The following is a 21,711-nucleotide window of genomic DNA, read 5'->3' on the forward strand; positions in this document are numbered from 1 at the left end:
CGCCCACGCGCCCCCTGAGAGGACTTCCATGGACCGCCCCACCCTGACCGAGCGGTATCTGGCCGAACTGAGCGAAAGCGCGCCCACCGCGGCCGAACTGCTCGGTCGTGCGCAGCACGACACCCTGCTCACCACCTACTACCGGAACCGCTTCCTGCCCCGCCCGCTCTTCCTCGGCCACGAAGAGCGCGAGCAGCTGACGGAAGACCTGGAAACGCTCCGCACCGCGCTGTTCAGCCTGCCCGACCGGCTCTTCGACGGCGACCTCGGCGCGTTCGCCCGTGCCGTCGGCATGACCGAGACCCAGATCGAGGTGATCCTGCGCAGCCAGGGCGCCGCCACGACCCGCATGGCCCGTACGGACCTGTGCGTCGACGACAGCGGATTCAAGGTCGTGGAAGTCAACGTGACCAGTTCGCTCGGCGGCATGGACAACGGCGTGATGGCCCAGGCCCTGCTGGAGCACCCGCTCCTCGCCGACTTCGCCGCCCGGCACGGCCTCGGTTTCGCCGACACCGCCAGGGAACTGCTGCACACCATGTACGCCGCCACCGGGTTCGCCCCGGAGGCCCGGCCGGTCATCGCGGTCGCCGACTGGCCGAGCAGCTACCTGAGCGGCTGGGGCGCCTTCCTGAAGGAGTTCTGCGCCCATCTCCAGGCCCTGGGCGCCGACGCGCACCCCTGCCACATCGGCCAGCTCGACTACCGCGACGGCCGGGTCTGGCTCGGCGACCGGGCCGTGGACGTCATCCACCGGATCTTCCTCGCCGAGGACCTGCTCGAATCCCCCGAAGCCCCGGCGCTGATGGACCGGGTCGTCCGCGCCGCCGCGGCCGGCCAGGTGAAGCTGTTCGTCCCGCTGGACGCGGAGCTCTACGCCAGCAAGGCCACACTCGCGATGCTCTCGGACGAGAACAACCGGCACCTGTTCAGCGCCGCGGAGCTGGCGGCGTTCGACCGCATCCTGCCGTGGACCCGAACCGTCCGGCCCGGCACGGTGACGCTGGAGAGCGGACGGACGGTGGACCTGCTCGACTACGCCCGGGCCGACCGGCACGACCTCGTCCTCAAGCCGACGGTCCTGCACGGCGGCAGCGGTGTCGTCCTCGGCGAGGACGTGACCGAGGAGAGCTGGGCCGCGCACCTCGACGCCGCCCTGCTCGGCACGCCCTCCATCCTGCAACGCCGGATCCGCCCGGTCACCGAACTGTTCCCGGACGAAGACGGCACGTTGCAGCCATGGCTGACGGTCTGGGGCGTGTTCACCATGGCGCGCGGCTTCGCCGGCATCATGGCCCGCGGCACCCGCCTGGAAGCCAACGTCGGCGTGGTCAACGTCGCCACCGGAGCACACGGCGGCACCGGACTGTACGAGCTGCCACCCCGCGAGCGCACCGGCGAGTAGCCGGCTCCGGTGGCGAGGTCGCCGAGGCCCACCGCACGGCTCCGGCTCGGAGCCGTGCGGTGGGCCGTCGAGCGCATGGGTCCGTCCGAACAGCAGAGACCGCCCGGCGCTGGTGGCCCGAGCGGTCTCTGCGCGTGTCCCGGCACGTTTCCCGGTCCGCGCCGCGAGCGGTGGACGTCGGGTCAGTCGCGGGTGGTCCAGCGCTGGGTGGCGCTGGTCGCGGAGGGCGCCGTGAGCGTCGCGCCCATGCCGGACTGGTTGCCGGGGGTGTCGAGGACGTAGCCGGTGTTCGGGTCGGTGATCTTCAGGCTGCCGTCGTCGTTCCGGGCGACCCGCCACTTCTGGGACGCGGACTGCGGGTCGGACGGCTTCACCGTGACCCGGTAGCTCGGGTAGCCGCTGGACGTCAGGGAGAGGGAGGGGTTGCAGCCGTCGTGGATGCGCACCGTGCCGTCCGCGTTGGCGTCCAGCCGCCACTGCTGCCCGAGGTCGGACGGGCTCTTGTCGTAGATGGAGGCGTAGCTGTTGGGGAGCACCATGCAACCGCCGCCCTGGTGCGACAGCACGAGGTTGCCACCGTTGGAGAGGAAGTGGGGCCGGCCGTCGCCGACGGGCAGGGGCCCGTAGTAGATGGTGTGCTTGGCCAGCAGGTCGAGCGCCGCGCCGGTGGTGGCGAGGGGCGGGACGGCGGCGGGGCGGACGGTCTTGTAGTAGTCGGCGAACGTGGACGACGTGTGGTCGAGCATCACCTTGGCGGTCCCCTGCCGGCCCTGGTCGACCTTCCGCCACAGGTCGAGCAGGGAACCGGCGACGTTGCCGGAGACCGCGTCGCCGCTGTCCCAGCCGCTGCCGTAGGTGAATTCGGTGCTGTTCCCGTTCGACCACACGTAGCGGTTGTCGCCGAGCAGGTAGGCGGCGACGGCGTTGGCGAAGCCCTCGACCCAGGCGCAGGAGCGGTTGCCGGCCGCCCAGATGTACGTCGGGGCGCAGATGCCCTCGGGCGGTATGCCGCCGTAGAGGCGGTCCATCAGGAAGTGGCCGCCCTCGTGCAGGATGATGTGCTCGGAGTCGGGGTCGGCGTCGGGGAGGGTGATGGTGTTGTCGAGGTCGTACACCGGTCCCCTGGTCATGCCGGGGGCCCAGAAGACGGTGAGCTCGGTACAGGAGCTGCTGTTCGGCTCGCGGGCGCTCCAGCAGTCGCTGACCGGGTTGTTGCGGCCCCACCACAGGAGGTTGAGGGTGTCGAGGACGTGCCAGGCCCGGGAGGTCTGGGCCGGGGGCTTGATGACGCCGAGGGACGCGCTCGCGGAGAGGTTCTGCTGGACCGGCGAGTCGACGGTGTACCGGGAGGCGGGCACGTCCGGGGTCAGGACCCTCCACATCCTGGTGCTCTCGGAGGAGAACCGCACCCACATGCTGTTCATCGTCGTGGTGGTCGTGGGGGTGTAGCAGAGGGTGAAACCGCCGTCGGACACGGCGGTGAGGTCGTAGCCGCCGAGCGCGTGCGGGGTGTCGCCGGCCTTCTCGGTGCCCCACAGCTGGACGTTGGCGTTGCGGACGGGCTTGGTCCGGGTGGGCTTGGCCGGGCCCTCCTCCGCGTTCTGGTAGTCGTACTGGAAGGTGCCGCTCAGGCAGATCGGGCTCGCGGCGACCGCCGAGGCGGGGGCCGCCGCGAGCGGGACGACGGCGAGCACGGCGAGCAGCGCCGTGCCGAGGGCGGCGAGCCGTCGGGTCAGGCGGGTGCGCAGGGGTATGGCCATCGAGGTCCTCTCGGTGAGGCCGCCGGCCGCGACCGGGCATCGACACGGATGCGGGCGTTCGGCGGCGGTCGGTCACGGGTTCGCGTGCCCATGGTCGGTGCACGGTTCCGCTCGCGGTAGGGCGTACGGGAGGCGGGTGCGGCTTGCGAGGCGCCGTCCGCGCCGGTTGTGAATGAACTCCCGTGGGCGGGTGGCGGCTTGCGCCGTCGCCCGAACCGAGCAGGAATCTACACAGCTCAGTCACGAAGGGAGTGTCGTATTCCGTTTTTCCCCGCTCAGCGGTCACAACCGGCCACGCTTTGACTGGTTCCGGTCATGCGCCGGTGGCGCTTCAAGCCAACAACCCTTCCTGCATCACGAATTGACGCATCGCCATTTCGCAAATGGCTCACGAGCGGTTGCCGCTGCCCGTCGGCCGTCGCGAGCCGAGCGCGTATGCGGCCGTGACACCGGCCGCCGCCGCACCGGCCCACCCGGCCTCACTCGCCGGTCCCGCGCCTGCCGCCCACCCGTCCGGACGCGGCGAGCAGTGCCACGACGACGAGCACCGCGAGGAGCACCAGGACGAGCAGCAGTACGGTCAGCACGGTCGGGTGGTTCCACAGTGCGAACATCAGGGCCAGGACCAGCACCGCCGCGAGGACGAACCAGCGGCGGTGGGCCTCGGTCCAGGTGCCGGCCCGTCCGGTGCGCACCCCGTGCGCGTCGCCCCAGCGCGCGGCGGAGTCGGCGACGCCGTCCGCCCGCGCGCGGACGGCGCGGGGGAACCGTCCGGTGCCGGAGAGGTAGCCGCCGAGCGCCACGAGCACGCCCAGGACGATCGCGGTGCGCAGGCTGGTCCGCAGGAAGCGGAGCAGCGTGTCGAAGATCGCCGCAGCCGCGGCCGGAGACTGCACGGCCGGGGACAGACGGTCGAGGTAGTGGTGCCGGACGATCACCAGGGCGATGGCCACCAGCAGGCAGGCGCCGGCCGCACCGAGGGCGGTGGTCACCAGGGCCCGGCGCTTGCGCCGCGCCGGCAGGACGCCGATCGCGCCGAGCAGCACGGTGAGGACGGGGATCCGGTTGCCGGCCACGTCGAGCGCGTGCGCGGCACCGCGGATCTCGGCCAGCTCGTCGGACTGGAAGAGCACCATCTGCTTGTTCACGTCCGGGATCCTCGCGGCCGGGGACACCCCCACGGCCACCAGCTCGTCCTTCAGCCGGTCGACGGCCGTCCCGATGTCGAGGGTGACCGTGCCGTCGGCGACGCCGACCGCACCCCGGCCGTGACCGGTGAGGGCGTGCACCACGGCCGCGTGGGCGAAGCGGTTGGCCTGCGTCCACACCGTCGCGAACGCGTCGCTGCGCACGAACTCCGTCGCGGCCCTGGTGACCACCTGGTCGACGGCGTCGTCCAGTTTCGGCCCGAGTGCCTTGACCGCGGAGGCGGCCCTGGGCGGCAGGCCCTGCGACTGAAGCCAGGCGGCCAGGTCGGACGCGACCGCCGGGCCGTCCACCTTCACGTCCACCGCCTGGGTGAGCCGGTTGACCGCGGCGTCCTGAACGGCGGGGTCGGTCGCCAGCGGAGCGACCGTGGCGACGTACCGGTCGGTGTCCAGCGCGATGTCGTGCACCCAGACGGTGAGCAGCGACACCGGCACCAGGACGCAGGTCAGTGTGATCAGCACGGCCGAGGCTGTGCTCGCGATGATCCGCCCGGCCTTGGCGGGGCGTCCGGTCCCCGCGGACGAGCCTCCGTTCCCCGCCTCGTCCGTCCCCCGCGCGGAGGGAGGCCCCGGCGGCTCCGTCATCGGATCTCCCAGCTCTCCGCGCGGCCGTGGCACCGCTGACCACCATTGCCCCGTAGAGCCCGGCCACCGGCACCCCGGGGTGGTCCGTCCGGACGAGGCGAGGCCGACGGACCGCGCGCTCCCGTGCGGCCGCGACCGGTGTGTTCTCCCGCGACCGGACCGTCCCGCCGGCGCGGCCCGGCTCTCCGTCCGTTGCGCCGAACGGCGGTCCTCCCGGGATGCCGCACACCATCCCGTCGCCCAGGCTTGGACGGAATCCCGGGTGCCCGCGCCGGCGACGGACCCCAGCGGCGGACGGAGTGCCGACGTCGGAGGGAGGACGGAGTGGCGGAACAGCGTGGTCAGCCCAGCCGCGCTCACTGGATCCGTGCCAGATCCGCCTGGCTGCGGGGGCGGACGGCGACGCTGCGCGACGCCCCGTTCCCGCGCCGGTTCGCGGCGCAGCTGATCCACATCCATGTGCTGGACACCGCCACCCGTCTCGCGGCGCAGGTGTTCCTGACCGCCATCCCGGTGCTGTTCGTACTGGCCGCCTTCATGCCGCAGGAGGTGCGCAGCAGCGTCTCGGATTCCCTTCGTACCGTCCTGGGCCTCCACGGTGCCTCGATCGACGAGATCCGACAGGTGCTCCAGAGCGGCCAGAACACCACCACCGATGCCTTCGGCGTCGTCGGAATCCTGGTGACCCTGCTCTCGGCCACGAGTTGCAGCCGTGTCCTGCAGCGTCTGTGCGAACGGAGCTGGCACCTGCCCCATCTGGCAGGGCGCCTGGCGGCGTGGCGATGGCTCGCCTGGCTGCTGGTGTGGATCGTCGCCCTGACCGTCCAGGGGCAGGTCCGAACCGGATTCGGTGTGGGGGACGGCCTCGGGGTCATCCTCTACCTCGTCACGGCCACTCTTCTCTGGTGGTGGACGCAGCACCTCCTGCTCGGTGGCCGGGTCCCCTGGCTTCCCCTGCTCCCCGGGGCCGTGCTGACCAGTGCCGCGCTGACGGCGCTCGCCTGGGGATCGCGGCTCTACATCCCCCGCTCGCTGAACCGCAGCGTGGCGCAGTTCGGCCCGCTCGGCCTGGTGTTCACCCTGCTCAGCTGGCTCATCGTGATGTTCACGGCCATCACGCTCGGGATCGGCATCGGGTACGTGGTCGCGGGCCAGGGCCGACTGGCCCGGCTGCTGGGGACTCCGAACCCGGCCCCGGCGGACGAGGAATGACGGCAGGGCCCCGGAACGGACCGGCTCCTCCTCGGTTCCTCGGCGCTCGTCGCCGACGCGGTCGCGCACGCGTCGCCGGGCGTCGTGAGTAGCACGCCCCATCCCGTCGGATCACGGTCCGCGTTGCTCTTTCCATCCGTGAGTTCAGGGTTCGAGGCCCCTGGCGGCCCCCTCGGAACGCTGACGGGTCCTGCACCGGGCCACCTTCGTCGGCCGGGACATCGACAGCAACTACGAACTGATCCGCCGCCTCGAACCGTACGTCCGCCCGGCCGCCACCAGCACCGGCGCGCTGTCCGCCGCCACCCGGCAGGTGCTCGCCACCGAACTGCCCGAACTCCTGCCGCACGCCGTCGAGATCATCGAGTACCTCGGCCGGTACTTCGGCATCGACGACTGACCCCCGCCCGGCCCTCCGGTTCCCCGGGGGGCCGGACCGTCGTCGGCGCCCGGGCCGAGCTTTCCTCGACCGGACCGAGTGGGAGCCGCACAGCGCCCTCACTCACGCGTCGAACCACGGCTTCCTGGCGGACCAGTGTTTCACCCAGCCTGCGAAGCCCGACTCGGCCGTCGTGAAACCGAACTCCGAGCCGAAGGGAACCGCGCCTTCCCCGCTGATGTTCCACACGTGCCCCCGGTGCGGACCCGTGACGATGAGGTGCCAGTACATCCCGCAGCCGTCGGTACCCAACACGATCGATCCGTGGCTGAAGACCTGTTCGAGGATCGGGTCGATCTCCTCGGAGGGCCTGGGGTCCTCCTCCCACAACCACCTCGACGTCAGCGGGAAGGGCCTGCTCAGGTGACGCTCCGGCCGGCCGTCACCCCAGTCCCCGGGCATCTCCGCCAGTCCCACGAGCCCGAAGTCCGGTGGCCCGGAGCGTGAGCCGTCCGCGATCTCGGCAACGAACGTCCGGTACGGCTCGGGCAGGACCACGCCGTGCTCCGCCTCGAAGGCACCCACGGCCTCCCAACCCAGCGCCGACTCCCGGGCATCGTCGGCGTCGACGGCTGCTCGAATCGCAGCAAGATCGCGGGGATCCGCGTGCTCTGTGTCCATGCGGCCCATTGGTACCACCCGGCTCTGACAAGGGCGCAGGGTTGCGGCGCACGGCTCACTGCGACTTGACCCTGGTGCCACCCTTCTCGTCTTCGGCTCACTGGCAATGACGGACATGGGCTCCGCAACGAAGTCCTCTTCGAGGGCCGGCCCGTGCGGCCCGCCAGCGTCTGGGGCCGCGCCGATGAAGGCGCTGACCTGGTCCGCGGCCCGGTGCCCACGACGGCTGCCCAGGCGCTCTGGCGCGGCCTGCTGGTCGTGACCGTCGACGGCACGTTACTGCCGGTACCGGACTCCCCGGCCAACCTCGCGGTGTTCGCCAAGCACCGATGCCACGGCGGGGGTGGGGGCTATCCGCAGATGCGGCTGGCGCCCTTGGTGGCCTGCGGGACGAGGGCGGTGATCGGGGCAGTGATCGGACCGGCCAGTGTGATCCAGCGGCAGCGGGTCACAGCCGGAGGACGGAGCACCTGGAAGCGGTGGGCGTGGGCTTCGGTGTCCTCCCATAATCGGGCCTCGTAGGTGGCCATCAGGGCGAGCATCTCCCGGGCGGGCTGGTCGTAGTCCGCGGTCCAGGCCAGGCGGTCCAGGCCCGTATCGAGGTGGTCCCAAGCCTGTGCGGGCGCGGTCGAGACATTGGCGCATCAGGCCGTCCTCGCCGACGCTGGAATGATGGATGGCCAATCGGGAAGCGGCCGGCGAGGCGTAGAGCGGGTCTTCGCGTGCGCTACCGGTCCAGGCGACCTGTTCCGCCGCCATCGCCAGGCTGTGCCGACCGAACAGCCGGTGGACCTCCGCCACAGGGGTCCAGGCCTGGGATTTGGTGGGTGGGTCGGCGGACATCTCGGCCAGGGTGACCGCCAGGCCGAGGCGGGCCTGCGCTGCATCAAGGTGACGCGCGGAGACGGCCGTCAGCATCGCACGCGAGACCGGGGACGAGGCGATGGCGAAGAGCCGTGAGCGAACTCTCTGGCCGGCGCTGCCCTGCTCCTGAAGCGCCAGGGCACTCTGGGCGAGGTCAGCGGCGCGCTGCTCGATCTCCTGGCCCGTGCCGAACCTGCGGTTTGGGCCGATCACCTCGATTGGCTTCCTCTCAAGCCGGTCGACGTCCGCCATGCCGATCTGACAGCGGCCGGCCGGGCGGTGTTCAGCGGCTGTACCGGTGCTGGGTGCGGGGACGCCGGCGGGCTCTGACAGGTCCTGAGAGCGGCGGGTTCCCCGGGGGATGAATCCCAGTTGGTCGGCGGGGCGACCGAGGACCGCCTGGAGACAGGCACGGTACAAGGAGGGTGGCCACCCCGTGCGTCCGGTCGTCCAGTTGGTGACGGTCCGTTCGGAGACCGTCCCGATTCGGCCGGTCAGCTCCTCGTATGCGCCGTTGACCTCGTCGGCCAATTCCACGCCGGACAAGCCGAGTTCTGCCATGCGGGCTCGAAGAATCACGTTCCCATCCACTCGCCCAGTGTAGTGACATGAGCACGTTCCGCACCGGGATTCACGCAAGCCGGGGCCGAGTTTTCGGGGGCGACCCCCCGAACCCTCCCGACTTTTCCTGGTGCGGACACGTCGGCCGCTGGTTGACTTGTCGTCACCTCCAGCGGTCGAGTGCCGCGCCCACCCGGAGGTCGGGTCACGGCGCCCGTCCGGCCTGAGGCCGGTCCGCTGGTCACCTCAGGAGAGCCGCTCCTACATCCACGTGGAGAGAACGAATGAAACCGAAATCGCCGCTGCCGCGGCTCGCGGTCGTCATGTTCATGATGATCGCGGTCTCTCTCGGGCTTGCCCCGGCTGCATCCGCTTCGGGAAGCGAGCCCCGCAAGCTCGCCCACCGTCCCATCGTCTTCGTCCACGGCTGGCACGGAGACTCCCGCACCTGGTCCGCGATGGAGCAGAGGGCCATGGACCGTACCGACTTCGGCTACGGTGCGGGCGAGCTGTGGCCGTTCGACTACAGCTCAGTGAGCAAACCGGGCAACGACAGCACGCCGATCGCGACCCTCGCGGGCATGCTCCGCCAGTTCATCCAGGATGAGGGCCTGGTGGACAAGTCACCCGACGGGAAGATCGACATCGTCGCCCACTCGATGGGCGGCCTGGTCGCCCGCACCTACCTGGTGAACGGCGGCGCCAGCACCACGGCGCACCTGGTCACCCTCGCGACCCCCAACCACGGCACCGTGCTCGGGAACCTCTGCCCCGGCCTCTGCGGTACCCAGGCTGCCGAGATGGGCGCGAAGTCCGACTTCCTCAAGTGGCTGAACGGCAAGCCGGAAACGTATGGGAGCACCCAGTACGCGACGTTCCGGTCGAACGTCGGTGATGAGCCCCTTGAGGCGGCGCTCTCCCCGTACCCCTACGCCTGCGACAAGGTGGTCTACGGGGTGGACGATGACGGCGAGCGCTCTGCCAAGTACACCGGCAGGACCAGCGTCCTCAGCGGCGCCGCCAACCTCGTCTCGCCCTGCGTCGGCCACGACCAGATCCAGGGTGATGACTGGACGGTGGACATGGCACTGCGCTTGATCTCGGACCCCAACGGCGCCCACACGCCCAAGGCCGCCCAGGTCCAGTGCGGGGACCTGACCGAGCACTGGGGCAAGGGCTCCGGTGTCAGGCCGGGCGGATGGGTCTCCGCCCACGCCCAGTCCTGCGTGGTCGCAACCGGCGCGCCGCACTCCCGCACCAAGTCCGTCTACACCGAGCTCCAGATCCGCGGCTGCGGGTACTACGGTCGCGTCGGTACGCCCTGGTACTACACGGGGTCCTTCGACGTCAACTGCGACGTGAAGGCGAAGGGCATCCTGTGGCGCAACGGAGTCTGGGCCGCGCACTCCCCCCATCTGGTGGCCAACGTGTACGAGCGGTGGCTGCAGGTCCGCACCGACACTGCCTCCGCCGACACGGGCTCCAAGGTGGCAGGGGAATGGTCCTTCGACGCCGATGCCTGGTGGGGTCACGAGTGGGAGGTCCACCACGCCAAGTCCCGAACCCCTTCGATGATCATCGCCTAATGTCCTTCACCGGGCTCCAGCCCGCCCAAGCCCAGGCCCAGTCCCGGCCCGCCGCCCGCCCCACCGCTCCTCCCGCCGCCCTACGGGCTTGCCCCGGTTCTCAAACCCGGCTGCCCGCAGCGGAGAACACCGCCTCGCGGCGGCTCCGACGGACGACCGTCCTCGGAGCCGTCCACGGCCGCCCGGCGTCCTCGGGCCCGCCCCCGGACACCCCCGAGGACGCCGGCTCTCCCGGCGGCGGGAACGTCATGGAGCCGACTCCGAAGCATCATCCGAACCCCGAACCGAAGAAGCGCGGCCAGGAAGACCTCGCGCTTCGCCCCAGCCCTGCGCAGCGGCCGACGGAGGTCCCGAAGGACTGAAGACCACAGCGAACCGGCCCTGCACAACTCTGAGGAGAGATAGTGAGAACCCTCGCAGCACTGATCGCCGGCGGGCTGATTGCCACGGCGGCGGCCCTGGGAACGCCCGCCGCGCACGCATCCCCCGCCGCCACGGCCACCCCGCAGCCGCGCATCCTCAACTACAACACCATGCTGCTGACGGTGGCCGGCGACTGGGACCACGAGAACCGGGCCAAGCGCATCGGGAACGCCGACTTCGTGCAGGGCAACGACGTCGTCGTCCTTGAGGAGGTGTTCAGGAACCAGAAGCCCGCGGCAGGCATTCTGTTCGATACCTTGAAGAACAACGGATACACCTACCGGACCCCCATCGTCGGTGCCACGGACGGGACCCGCCCCGGAGACAACCCCCGCTGGAACTCGTCCGACAACAGCCCGGGGTCCTTGAGGCTGGAGAACGGCGGCGTCGTCATCGCGAGCAAGCACCCCATCGACTACATGGCCTCGCGCGTCTACAAGGTGCGCCCTTGCGGGGCGGACCAACACGCGGCAAAGGGGTTCGCCTACGTCCGCATCAACTTCCACGGCACCTGGCTCCACGTCATCGGCACACACACCCAGGCGGACGACACGAACTGCGCCAAGGGCGCCGCTGAGGAAATCCGGCACAAGCAGTTCAGCGAGATCGACGCCTTCATCCGCGGGATGCACATCCCCGAGAGCGAGACGATCGTGCTCAGCGGGGACATGAACGTCGATCGGCACTCGCCCGAGTATCACCGCATGCTCGGCGCGCTGCATGCCGAGGCACCGGACCACAACCTCGGGTGGCCGTACTCCTACGACACCCAGAACAACACGATCGCCAAGTACCGCGACGGCCGGCAGGTGAACTTCCCGAACAACCCCATCGCCCCGACGCAGGACCTCGACGACATCCTGCTTCGGAAGGACCACGCGCGTCCCGCGGTGTGGAACAACAAGACCCTCACCGGCCAGTACAACTGGGAGATGGTCTCCGCAAACCACCACTACGCGTACTCCGACTACAGCGACCACTACCCCGTAGTCGCCGGCGACGTGACCGAGCCGTCGGGCAGGTACGAACTCACCGTTGAGAAGGCCACCCTCAAGCGCTACAACTACAGCGACAACAAAACGTCCTACGATCCTTGGGACTTCGGCGAGATCACCATCACCGGAGCCTCGGGCTCCACGCGCGACCACCAGACCGTGTGGACCAAGCCGTACAAGGGTGACAGCTACATGAAGGTCGGCACCGATTTCCCCCTGTCGGGGCTCCGCCGCGTCCGCTCCGACCATGGGTTCGCCGTCCACGCGGACGTCATGGACGGACACGGCGGCTTCATCCGCAACCAGACTGTCGCCTACGGGACAGCGTGGTGGCACAACGGAGACCCGGAAGGGCGGCAGACGGCCACCCTCGTCGGCGCGTACGGCGGCGACATCGAGATCACCTACACCGTAAGGAAGATGTCCTAGCCTCGGCCGGGCGCCCATCGCCTGGGCCCCTCTGCTGCCCGTCTCCGACCCGAACCTGCGGGCGGCGACGAGCAGCAGAGGGACACTCCGGCGAGGTAACGTTGCAGCATTCGTCAGTCCTACGGCCTCTGACGCATCGGCATCCGGGGGATCTCCGCAACAGGTCATCCGTCAGACCCACCGCCACTGACCGCCCGGCGACAACCACCTGCCGCATCCCGCCAACCGGGCAGATCACACCGTGCGGACCCGGAACGGGTCCGGGTCGTCGAGTACACACTCGGGTAGGTGAGGAAGTCCCGGACGTGGATGGCGACGGCCATCTGCTGGAGGGCGGAGAAGCTGAGTGCGCAGCCGGAGGCGCCGAGGGCGATGACGACGGCGCGGTCCCAGCCGGTGACGTGGGCGGTAGTCGGGGTGGTCACGGTGGTGGTGCTCATGCGGCCGTCCCGAAGTCGTCGCGGTTCGGCTGCTCGGTGCTGGTGGCGCTGTGGCCGGTCGAGGCGGCGCGGGCGGCGGCTTGCTCGGCGATCTGCCGGTGGCGGATCGCGCGGCGGGTTTCGCGGTAGAGCTTGAGGGCGTGCTCCGGGGTGATCTTGAGGAGCCAGGCGAGGCGCTCGACCGGGACGTCCTGGCGGTATCCGGCGAGGACGATCGCGCGGCGCTCGGCCTTGGTGACGGAGATGTCGCGTCCGGCCAGTACCGCGTTGACGCGGCTGTAGTCGAGGCGGCCGTTGATCTTGGCGTGCGGGGGTTCGCGTTCCTCCTCGGTGAGGCCGCCCTCCTCGACGACCGCGTGCGCATCCTCAACCGCTCCCGGAAGGCGTCCCAGCGGATCATCACCGCCGACGAGGTCCTCGCCCGCTACGGCGTCACCCCCACCCAGTGGCCCGCCTTCCGCGCCCTGACCGGCGACAAGTCCGACAACATCCCCGGCGTCCGCGGCATCGGCCCGAAGGTCGCCGCCACCCTGCTGCACGACGGCATGCGGCTGCCCGACCTGCCCGAATCCGGGCGCCTGACCGGCGCCAAGGGCACCGCGATCACCACCGCCTGGGCCGACGTCCTACGCTGGGAATCGATGATCACGGTTCGCCGCCACGTCGACGTCCCCGTCGCCCTCAGCGGCGAGGCCAGCCCCCAACTGCCAAAGCCTGCCGACGTCGTCGAGAAACTGGGACTGTGGTGAGCGGCGCCGTACCGGGCTCGGTCCTGGCCGCCTTCGCGCACCCCGACGACGCCGAACTGTGGGCCGGCGCCACCCTCGCCCTGCACGCCAGGTGCGCCACCGTCACCGTCCTCGTCCCGCACCACGACGAGGTCCGCGACATCGAGGCCCGCAAGGGCGCGGCCGTCCTCGGTGCCGAGCTGCGCCAGGTCTCCCGGCTCGACCACGCCACCGTGCCGGAGCTGCTATTGGAGGCTCAGCCGGACATCGTACGAACCCCGGTGAGCCCCCACAGAACGGCCACGCACCGTGCCGGCTTCCCCGGAAGCTTGCTCGCCCCCCTGCTCGAGTACACCAGCAGTACCAGGGGCGGGGAGGCGCACCGACCCGTCCGGCCACCGGGCATGGGCCACAGCGCCGGCTCCCCCGGCCGGCATGGCGATCAGCCGCACCCCGCCGGACTCCAGCCCCCTCGCACAGATGGCCGACGGCTCAGCGGTGTTCGGGGTTCTCGAAGTCGAAGCGGCAGCCCGCGTCCCACTCGGAGCGCTGGTTGCCGTAGGCCGGGATGCCGCCGGCGTCCTTGAGCATGCGGGCCAGGTGGAGCTGGTTCCAGGTCATGAAGGTGGCGTTGCGGTTGGTGAAGTCGTTCTCCGGACCGCCGGAACCGGGATCGAGGTAGGACGGCCCCGGGCCGGCCTCGCCGACCCAGCCCGCGTCCGCCTGGGGCGGGACGGTGTACCCAAGGTGCTGGAGGCTGTAGAGCACGTTCATCGCGCAGTGCTTGGCACCGTCCTCGTTCCCGGTGATCAGACAGCCCCCGACCCGCCCGTAATAGGCGTACTGGCCCTCCGAGTTGAGGATCGAGGAGCAGGCGTACAGGCGCTCGATGACCTTCTTCATGACGGAGGAGTTGTCACCCAGCCAGACCGGGCCCGCGAGGGTGAGGATGTCGGCCGCCATCACCTGGGAGTAGATCACCGGCCAGTCGTCGGTCTCCCAGCCGTGCTCGGTCATGTCCGGCCACACGCCGGTGGCGATGTCCAGGTCGACGGCGCGCAGCACCGCGACCTGGACGCCCTGGCGCTCCAGGACGCCGGTGCTGACGTCGATCAGGCCCTGGGTGTGGCTGCGTTCCGGGGAACGCTTGAGGGTGCAGTTGATCACCAGGGCGCTCAGGTCGGTGTACGTCGTCGTCGGGTCCGGCACCGGTTCCTCCTCCGTGTGGTCCGGGAGGCCGGGCGGGTGGCGGACTCCCCCGCCCAGCCCACCAGGCAGGCACCGCCGGCGCGCGTCAGGCTGGGCCTCCCGGCTGACCCCGTTCGGCTGTCCGGACGATGCGGAGACCCGGCCTTCGGCCGCCACCCCGGAGAGGCCGAGGCGCGGCGGCCTCCGCGGGCGCCGACATCGCCTTCCGGCCGAATGTCCGCGCCGCCGCTCGGACCGTGAAGCCGATGGGTAGTCAGAAAGACACCCCCACAGTGAACTTGGAGATTCCGTGGCCATTCGCATGCGCTACCGCCCCTTGGTCCTCACGTTGTTCCTGTCCCTGGCCGCGGCCGGGTGCAGCTCCGGCTCGGGCGGCGGATCGGAGGGCGGCGGCAAACTGACGGTGTGGCTGGCCGTCGACGCCCAGGAGAGTTGGCCGGAATTGGTCCAGTCCACTAATGACCGCTTCACCAAGGCCCACCCCGGGGTCAAGGTCGAGGTCCAGTACCAGCAGTGGCCGACGAAGAACCAGAAGCTGGATGCCGTCCTCGCCGGGAAGAACGTGCCCGACGTGGTGGAGATGGGCAACAGCGAGACCACCAACTACATCGTCAACGGGGCCTTCGCCACGGTCGACCCGGCCCGCTTCGACCAGTCGGACGCCTGGCTCCCGGCGCTCGCCGACGCGTGCCGCGACAAGGGCAAGACCTACTGCGTGCCCTACTACGTCGGGGCCAGGGTCGGCGTCTACCGCACCGACTACTTCGCCCGCGCCGGTGTGCCGGACGCACCGAAGACGTACCCCGAGCTCCTCTCCGCGTTCGACCGCCTCAAGGCCGCCTACGGCCCCGAGGACCCGAACTTCTCCGCCCTCTACCTGCCCGGCCGCTACTGGAACGCGGCGATGGCCTTCGTGAAGGACGCCGGCGGCGAGATCGCCGTGAAGGAGGGCGACCGCTGGAAGGCCTCGTTGTCCTCGCCGAAGTCCGTCGCCGGGCTCACCGAGTGGAAGCGGCTGATCGACACCTACTACGTCGGCGACCGCGCGAAGGACAACGGCGACCAGCCGGGCGTCGTCGGCCAGGGCCACGTGGGTGTGTTCTACGGCAACACCTGGGAGGCCGACGCCGCCGCCGACGAACGCTCCGGCGGAGACCCGAAGCTGAAGGGCAAGTTCGCCACCTTCCCCTTCCCCGGCCCTTCCGGGAACCTCCTGCCCCCGTTCCTCGGCGGCTCCACCCTGGCCGTGCCGGCCAAGTCGACGCGCAAGGAGCTGGCCGCCGACTGGATCAAGCTGTTCACCGACCGGGAGTCGCAGAAGACGCTGATCGCCGCGAACACCCTGCCCAACAACACCACCCAGCTGGCCGAGGTCGCCGCCGGCGGCATCAACGGTCCGGCCGCCCAGGCCGCGGCGACCGGAGGCTGGATGACCCCGTTCGCACCCGGCTGGACGTCGGCGGAGAAGTCCAACGTCCTGCCCGAGATGCTCGAACGGATCGCGAACGGCAAGGCGTCGGTCCAGGACGCCGCGCGGGAGGCCGACCGGCGGATCGACGAAGTGATCAATGAGCGCTGACCGGGTCCGGCGGCGGCGCCCTCCGACGCTGCTGCCGTACCTGCTGATGGCCCCGGCCGTCGTCGCGCTCGTCCTGGTGCTGGGCTACCCGCTCGTGGACATGGTCGTCCTCGCCTTCCAGGACATGACCCGCGAGCAGCTGTTCAGCGGCTCGACGCCGCCCTGGGCCGGGCTGGACCAGTTCCGCCGGATCCTCGGTGACGGCTTCTTCTGGACGGTGGTGCTCCGCACCGTGCTGTTCACCGCGGTGTCCGTCGTCCTCACCGTGGTCTGCGGGACGGCGACCGCGCTGCTGATGCACCGCGTCTCCCCGTGGGTGCGCGCCGTCATCTCGGGCGTGCTGGTCACCGTGTGGGCGATGCCGGTCATGGTCGCCGGGGCGATCTTCCGCTGGCTCTTCGACGCCGACTACGGGGTGGTGAACTGGCTGCTCTCCCGGCTGCCCGGGGTCGACCTGGCCCGGCACAACTGGTTCACCGATCCCTTGCAGGGCTTCGCCGTCATCGTCGCCGTCGTGGTGTGGGGCTCGCTGCCGTTCGCCGCCATCACCCTGCGGGCCGCGCTGGCGCAAGTGCCGCCCGAACTGGAGGAGTCCGCGGTGCTCGACGGCGCCCGGCCGTTCCAGGTCCTCCGGCACATCACCCTGCCCTCGATCAGGCCGGTGCTGCTCATGGTCACGACGCTGATGGCCATCTGGAACTTCGGCACCTTCAACCAGATCTGGATCATGCGCGGCGGCCAGCCCGAGCGCGAGTACTACCTGCTGGGCGTCTACTCCTTCATCGAGTCGTTCGCCGTGAACCGGTACAGCACCGGGGCGGCGATCGCGCTCGTGACGGTCGTGCTGCTGCTCGCCGGATCGGTCGTGTACCTGCGTCAGATGCTCAGGACGGGAGAGGTCGAATGAGACGAAAGCGGTCGCTGGGCCACGACCTGCTCGGGCTGCTCGTCGCCGCGGTGGTCGGGTTCCCGGTCTACTGGATGGTGCTCACCGCGTTCCGGCCCGCCACCGAGATCCTGAGGCTGCCACCGCAGTTCTGGCCGGGCCGGCCCACGCTCGGCAACTTCTCCAGGGCACTGGGCTCCGAGACGTTCTGGGCCAACGTCCGCTCCAGTGTGGTCATCGGCCTCGGCACCGTCCTGGTGTCCCTGGTCGTCGGCGTGCTCGCCGCCTTCGCGCTCGCCCGCTTCCGCTTCGCGGGCCGCAAGGCCTTCGCCGTGGTGATCCTCATCGTCCAGATGGTCCCGCTGACGGCCCTGATCATCCCGGTCTACCTGCTGCTGAACGACGTCGACATGACGGACAGCCTCAGCGGGGTGATCCTCACCTACCTGGTGTTCACTCTCCCGTTCACCGTGTGGATGCTGCGCGGCTTCATCGTCGGGATCCCCGTCGAGCTGGAGGAGGCGGCCATGGTCGACGGCTGCGGTCGCCTCGGCGCGTTCCGCCGGGTCGTGCTCCCCCTGCTCGCGCCCGGCATCGTCGCCACCTCCGTCTTCGCGCTCGTCCAGGCGTGGAACGAGTACGTCCTCGTCTACGTCCTGCTGTCGAGCCCGGACAAGCAGACGGTCAGCATCTGGCTGGTCTCCTTCCAGACCAGCTTCGGGACCGACTACGGCGGCCTCATGGCGGGTGCCACGCTGACCGCCCTGCCCGTCGTGGTGTTCTTCCTCATCGTCCAGCGGAGGATCACCTCAGGCCTCGCCGTCGGCGCGGTCAAGGGCTGAGCCCTGGCGCGGGAGGGGTGGGCGGCCGGCCGGAGGACCCTGGCCGGCCGCCAGGACCCTGTCCGGCCGCACGGCCGTTCAGTAGCATGGCCTCGCCTCCGCCCGTGGCTCCGAGGGGACGAGTGACCGCCGTGACAACCCTGAACGCGAGCAGCCTGTCCGTGGACGTCCCTGATGTTCTGGACGTCCTGGATGTTCTGGACGTGCACGACGTCCTGGACATCGATGTGGACGTCGACCTGCTGCTGGACGGCGACGACACCGTGCAGCCGCCCGACGCGGGAGTCCCGGTGTCCGGGGCTCCGGTGCCGATGACCCCGCCGCAGAGCACCCAGATGGACTTCGAGTTCGACGCGCAGGGGTGCGTCCAGCTCGACCCTCCCGTCCAGCTCGTGGTGGAAGCGCCGACGGCACCGGTCGGCCAGGCGGGCGCCGCCCGCGCGCGGACCCGCTGAAGAGCACCGGGGCGAGCGCCACCGACGGTGTGGTCCGCGCGAACCCGCGCGGACCACACCGGGGTTCAGCGCAGGCCGGCGAAGAGGTCGTTCTCCGGCAGGGCCGCCCCCGTGGGGTCCTGCACTCGCACGAAGGTCTCCACGCCCATCAGTTCGGTGAACCGCTCCTTGCCCATCTTCAGGAAGAAGATGTTCTCGCCCTGGCTGGCGTGCGCCGCCAGGGCGTCGAACTTCAGGCCGCCGAACTCGGTGGTGTCCACCCAGGTGGTGACCTCCTCGTCGGGCAGTCCGATCGGCGGGATCGCGTCCACCGCCGCGGAGCCCGCATCCGCGGAGCCCGCCTCCGGGGAACCCTCCTCCGCGGACTCCGGCTCCTCCCAGTCCGCGCCGAACTCCCGCATGACCTCGCCGAACCGGCGCATCGCCGAGTGCGGCGCCGTCGTCCAGTAGACCTTCGGCGTCGCGTCGGTCAGCTCCAGCGCCGCCATCGTGATGCGGTGCGCCTGGATGTGGTCGGGGTGGCCGTAGAACCCGTTCTCGTCGTAGGTGACGACCACGTCGGGCTGGTACCGCCGCATGAGTTCGGCGAGGCGGGCGGCGCCGTCCGCCACGGGCGTGCGCCAGAACGAACCGGGCGCGTCGTTGCTCTCCCAGCCCATCATTCCGGAGTCGGCGTACTCCAGCAGCTCCAGGTGGCTCACCTTCAGCACCTCGCAGCTGGCTTCGAGCTCCTGACGGCGCATCGCGGCCACGGCCGCCGGGTCGTGGCCGGGTTCGCCCGGCTTGACCCCGCCCGGTCCGTCGCCGCAACGACCGTCCGTGCACGTGACGAGGACCGTACGGATGCCCTCCGCCGCGTACCGGGCGAGGACTCCCCCGGTCCCGGTGGCCTCGTCGTCGGGGTGAGCGTGCACTGCCATGAGTGTCAAGGGCCGGTCAGTCATGAATACCATCCTCTGATCTATAAGTGCCGGCCCCCAGTCTGCGCCACGGGGGCGGGTGGTCGCCCGCAGTATCCGTCCGAGGGCGGGCGCCGTGGCGGCTGCCCGGGCCGGGTCAGCGACGCCCGGCGGCCAGGTGACGGGCAGACCGGCCCCGATACGGCTCAGCAGCCGGCCGCCGTGGACCCCGGGAGTGTCGAAGCTGCGCAGCCCGTCCGAGTCGTCGGCTCCGGCCCGCAGGACCTCGGGCACCAGCACCGCCTCGGCGGCGGGCATCCCGGCACCCGCGGGCCCGGGGTAGGCGTCGGCGAGGTAGGCCGTCCTCGGCTCCGGCATCGAGGCGGCCGGCTTCACCCGGGCGGACGAGCGCCTGCTCCGGGAGGCGGACCACGTCTTCCACTGCGTGGCCGACCCCGCCACGGTCGTCCGCATCAACGCCTGGCGGCCGGACGCCTACGACCTCGGCGTCCTCTACGACGAAGCCAAGGACCGCTACCTGACGTACGTCCAGATGTCCGAGGCCGTCCTGCACTTCGTCCGCGCCGGCCGGCGCGTGGCGGCGGTCTTCTACGGACACCCTGGCATCTTCGTCCTGTCCAGCCACCGCGCCGTCCGGATCGCCCGGCGCGAGGGGCACCGCGCCGTGATGCGGCCCGGCATCAGCGCCCTGGACGTGCTCTGCGCCGACCTCGGCGTGGACCCGAGCACCCCCGGCATGCAGACCTTCGAAGCCTCCGACCTGCTGATCCGGGGCCGGCGCATCGACCCGGGCCTGCACCTGGTGCTCTGGCAGGTCGGCGTCGTCGGCGAACTCGGCTACCGGCGGGGCGGGTTCGGCAACCGCCATCTCCCCGTGCTGCTGGACCGGCTGGAGGAGGTGTACGGGCCGGACCACCCCGTGGTCAACTACGTCGGCGCCCGCTACCCCGGCCTCGACCCCGTCACGGACCACCACACCGTCGCCGCCCTGCGCGACCCGGCCGTGCGGCACACGGTCACCAGCGCCTCCACCTGGTACCTGCCGCCCGCCGTCGCCGCCCCGGCCGACCCTCAGGTGCTCGAACGCCTCGGCCTGCTCGCGCCCGGCCTGACCGTCCGCCCGCCCGACGGCCCGCTGCGGGTCATCGACGCGTACGGTCCGCGCGAACTCGCCGCCCTCGACGGCTTCGCCGACTTCCGCGTCCCGGCCGGCTTCCACTGGCAGGAGGACACCCCCGGCGCCCGCTTCGTCCTCGCGCTCGGCGAGGACAGCGCCCTGCGCGAGCACTACGTCCGCGACCCCGCGGCCGCCGTGGCGGACTGGGCCCCACCCGGCCCCGGGACACCCGACCACGGAACGGCCGATCACGGAACCACAGGCCCCGGAGCCGCCGGCCACCCGCCCGCCGGCCTCGGCCCGGCCGAACGCGCTCTGCTGGCCCGGCGCGAGGACCTGGCCGTACAGGCCGCCGCCCGCGGTGTCCGGCGGCAGCCGAGCCCGGAGGCGGCCCGGCGCCTGCGCACCCTGCTCACCCGCCCGTCGGAGGCGCGCGGCCTGTCGCGGGCGGCGGGCCCGCCGCCGGTCCGGCGGGACCTGGACGCCGTCCTCGCCGCCGCCCTGTACCCGTGGACCGGCCTGTACGGCACACCGGACGGCGACCTCTCCGTCTACGTCCTGGGCCGCGCCACCGACCCGCCCCGGCACCGGGTCCACCTCGACGGCCGCCCGGTCCCCGACCCGCGCTACGGGCACGGCGTGCTGCGCTGGCGCGCGGCGGACGGCGCCGCCGACGGCGAACTGCGCCCGGAGTCCGGCCGCGACGGGCGGCGCCGGCTGGTCGGCACCGTCGGAGGGCGCCGAGTGCGCCTGACCGAGTACCCGCTGCCCGAACTGCCGCCGCTCGCCGGCCTGGTCGGCGGCTACGCCTGCTCGGGCGTGCGCGTGGACGTCGCACCCGGCGCCCCCGGCTCGGCCCCGCGCCTGCGCGTCACCGTCGACGGCGAGCCGGCCACCGCCGCGGTGCTGATCGGACCGGCGGGCTTCGAGGTGGACGGCGTCACCGTCCCCTTCGCCCGGCGGCTGCCGGACGTCCCCCCGTGCCTCTACGGGACGTACCGGCTGCGGCTGCCCGCGCGGCCGGACGGCGCCGAACTGCGGGTCGCCGCGGACGGCGTCACGCTGGACGGCCGGGCCGTCCCCGGGGCCGGGCAGAGCGGCCGACGGCTCGGCTGGCGGCGGGGGCCCGCCCCCGTGCCGTCCGCCGACCTCGCCCTGCTGCTCGACCCGATCACCCTGCACCCGATGCTCCACGGCACCGGCCGGACCACGGACGGCGCACCGTTCCCGCTGCTCGGCATGGTCCCGGTCGGCGCCGAGACGGCCCGCGAGCTCGCCGCCCGGCCCCGGTACGGCATCCCGCCCGGCCCGTGGGCCCACCTGACGGCGCTCGCCGCCGAGGCGAGCCACCGCGGCGGGCTGTTCTGGTGGCACGGCTGGGAGCAGTCCGCCACCGCCCTGCGGGCCGTCCGGCGCGCCCTGCGGGAGGACGGCCGGTAGGCGGCCG

Annotated in this window: 17 protein-coding genes; 10 read left to right on the plus strand and 7 right to left on the minus strand. The window is 71.4% G+C overall.

What is annotated here, in order from left to right; all coding sequences use genetic code 11:
- Window positions 1–28 precede the first annotated feature (28 nt).
- Entirely contained in the window at window positions 29–1,405 is a 1,377-nt protein-coding gene (locus tag ACIQOW_RS11310) for a hypothetical protein (RefSeq protein ID WP_401082758.1), read from the plus strand.
- A 182-nt stretch (window positions 1,406–1,587) separates the two neighbouring features.
- On the opposite strand, the gene ACIQOW_RS11315 is transcribed toward ACIQOW_RS11310, so the two are convergent.
- Window positions 1,588–3,165, minus strand: coding sequence for an RICIN domain-containing protein (locus tag ACIQOW_RS11315; RefSeq protein ID WP_401082761.1), 1,578 nt, complete (start codon window positions 3,163–3,165; stop codon window positions 1,588–1,590).
- A gap of 479 nt (window positions 3,166–3,644) precedes the next feature.
- A complete protein-coding gene (locus ACIQOW_RS11320; RefSeq protein ID WP_401082764.1) occupies window positions 3,645–4,835 on the minus strand; it encodes a hypothetical protein in 1,191 nt (396 codons plus the stop codon).
- Between the two features lie 447 nt (window positions 4,836–5,282).
- Here ACIQOW_RS11320 and ACIQOW_RS11325 point away from each other — a divergent pair, with 447 nt between their 5' ends.
- Window positions 5,283–6,170, plus strand: a complete 888-nt coding sequence (locus ACIQOW_RS11325) for a YhjD/YihY/BrkB family envelope integrity protein (protein WP_401082767.1) — start codon at window positions 5,283–5,285, stop codon at window positions 6,168–6,170.
- Window positions 6,171–6,672: 502 nt separating this feature from the next.
- Here the strand turns inward: ACIQOW_RS11325 and ACIQOW_RS11330 are convergent.
- Window positions 6,673–7,230: an SMI1/KNR4 family protein gene (locus ACIQOW_RS11330; RefSeq protein WP_401082769.1), complete on the minus strand. Its 558-nt coding sequence runs from the start codon at window positions 7,228–7,230 to the stop codon at window positions 6,673–6,675.
- 350 nt (window positions 7,231–7,580) lie between these two features.
- A complete protein-coding gene (locus ACIQOW_RS11335) occupies window positions 7,581–7,760 on the minus strand; it encodes a hypothetical protein (protein ID WP_401082772.1) in 180 nt (59 codons plus the stop codon).
- 1,179 nt (window positions 7,761–8,939) lie between these two features.
- Between ACIQOW_RS11335 and ACIQOW_RS11340 the strand changes: the two genes are divergently transcribed.
- A complete protein-coding gene (locus ACIQOW_RS11340) occupies window positions 8,940–10,241 on the plus strand; it encodes an esterase/lipase family protein (RefSeq protein ID WP_401082775.1) in 1,302 nt (433 codons plus the stop codon).
- Window positions 10,242–10,645: 404 nt separating this feature from the next.
- Window positions 10,646–12,088 (plus strand): endonuclease/exonuclease/phosphatase family protein, encoded by a 1,443-nt coding sequence (locus ACIQOW_RS11345; protein WP_401082778.1) that lies wholly within the window; start codon window positions 10,646–10,648, stop codon window positions 12,086–12,088.
- 164 nt (window positions 12,089–12,252) lie between these two features.
- On the opposite strand, the gene ACIQOW_RS11350 is transcribed toward ACIQOW_RS11345, so the two are convergent.
- Window positions 12,253–12,528 (minus strand): hypothetical protein, encoded by a 276-nt coding sequence (locus ACIQOW_RS11350; RefSeq protein ID WP_401082903.1) that lies wholly within the window; start codon window positions 12,526–12,528, stop codon window positions 12,253–12,255.
- 80 nt (window positions 12,529–12,608) lie between these two features.
- Between ACIQOW_RS11350 and ACIQOW_RS11355 the strand changes: the two genes are divergently transcribed.
- On the plus strand, window positions 12,609–13,277 hold the full coding sequence (locus ACIQOW_RS11355; protein ID WP_401082781.1) for a 5'-3' exonuclease H3TH domain-containing protein: 669 nt from the start codon (window positions 12,609–12,611) through the stop codon (window positions 13,275–13,277).
- A 471-nt stretch (window positions 13,278–13,748) separates the two neighbouring features.
- Here ACIQOW_RS11355 and ACIQOW_RS11360 read toward each other — a convergent pair whose 3' ends face one another.
- Window positions 13,749–14,465, minus strand: coding sequence for a flavodoxin family protein (locus tag ACIQOW_RS11360; RefSeq protein ID WP_401082784.1), 717 nt, complete (start codon window positions 14,463–14,465; stop codon window positions 13,749–13,751).
- Window positions 14,466–14,766: 301 nt separating this feature from the next.
- On the opposite strand from ACIQOW_RS11360, the gene ACIQOW_RS11365 reads away from it, so the two are divergent.
- The 4 genes from ACIQOW_RS11365 (at window position 14,767) to ACIQOW_RS11380 (ending at window position 18,227) form a co-directional block, all read left to right on the plus strand.
- The gene (locus ACIQOW_RS11365) at window positions 14,767–16,044 is read left to right on the plus strand and encodes an extracellular solute-binding protein (RefSeq protein ID WP_401082892.1); all 1,278 of its coding nucleotides are present in this window, start codon (window positions 14,767–14,769) and stop codon (window positions 16,042–16,044) included.
- Entirely contained in the window at window positions 16,034–16,951 is a 918-nt protein-coding gene (locus ACIQOW_RS11370) for a carbohydrate ABC transporter permease (RefSeq protein ID WP_401082787.1), read from the plus strand. The genes ACIQOW_RS11365 and ACIQOW_RS11370 overlap by 11 nt, the downstream gene beginning before the upstream one ends.
- Window positions 16,948–17,772, plus strand: coding sequence for a carbohydrate ABC transporter permease (locus ACIQOW_RS11375; RefSeq protein WP_188301454.1), 825 nt, complete (start codon window positions 16,948–16,950; stop codon window positions 17,770–17,772). Before ACIQOW_RS11370 ends, ACIQOW_RS11375 begins: the two co-directional genes overlap by 4 nt.
- Window positions 17,773–17,903: 131 nt before the next feature.
- Window positions 17,904–18,227, plus strand: coding sequence for a hypothetical protein (locus tag ACIQOW_RS11380; protein ID WP_401082791.1), 324 nt, complete (start codon window positions 17,904–17,906; stop codon window positions 18,225–18,227).
- Between the two features lie 65 nt (window positions 18,228–18,292).
- Here ACIQOW_RS11380 and ACIQOW_RS11385 read toward each other — a convergent pair whose 3' ends face one another.
- Window positions 18,293–19,171 carry a PIG-L family deacetylase gene (locus tag ACIQOW_RS11385; protein WP_401082895.1) on the minus strand — a complete coding sequence of 293 codons (879 nt, stop codon included), beginning with the start codon at window positions 19,169–19,171 and terminating at the stop codon, window positions 18,293–18,295.
- A gap of 367 nt (window positions 19,172–19,538) precedes the next feature.
- Between ACIQOW_RS11385 and ACIQOW_RS11390 the strand changes: the two genes are divergently transcribed.
- On the plus strand, window positions 19,539–21,704 hold the full coding sequence (locus ACIQOW_RS11390) for an SAM-dependent methyltransferase (protein WP_401082898.1): 2,166 nt from the start codon (window positions 19,539–19,541) through the stop codon (window positions 21,702–21,704).
- Window positions 21,705–21,711 lie beyond the last annotated feature (7 nt).

This window comes from Kitasatospora sp. NPDC091335, assembly GCF_044757205.1.
Classification (GTDB): Bacteria; Actinomycetota; Actinomycetes; order Streptomycetales; family Streptomycetaceae; genus Kitasatospora.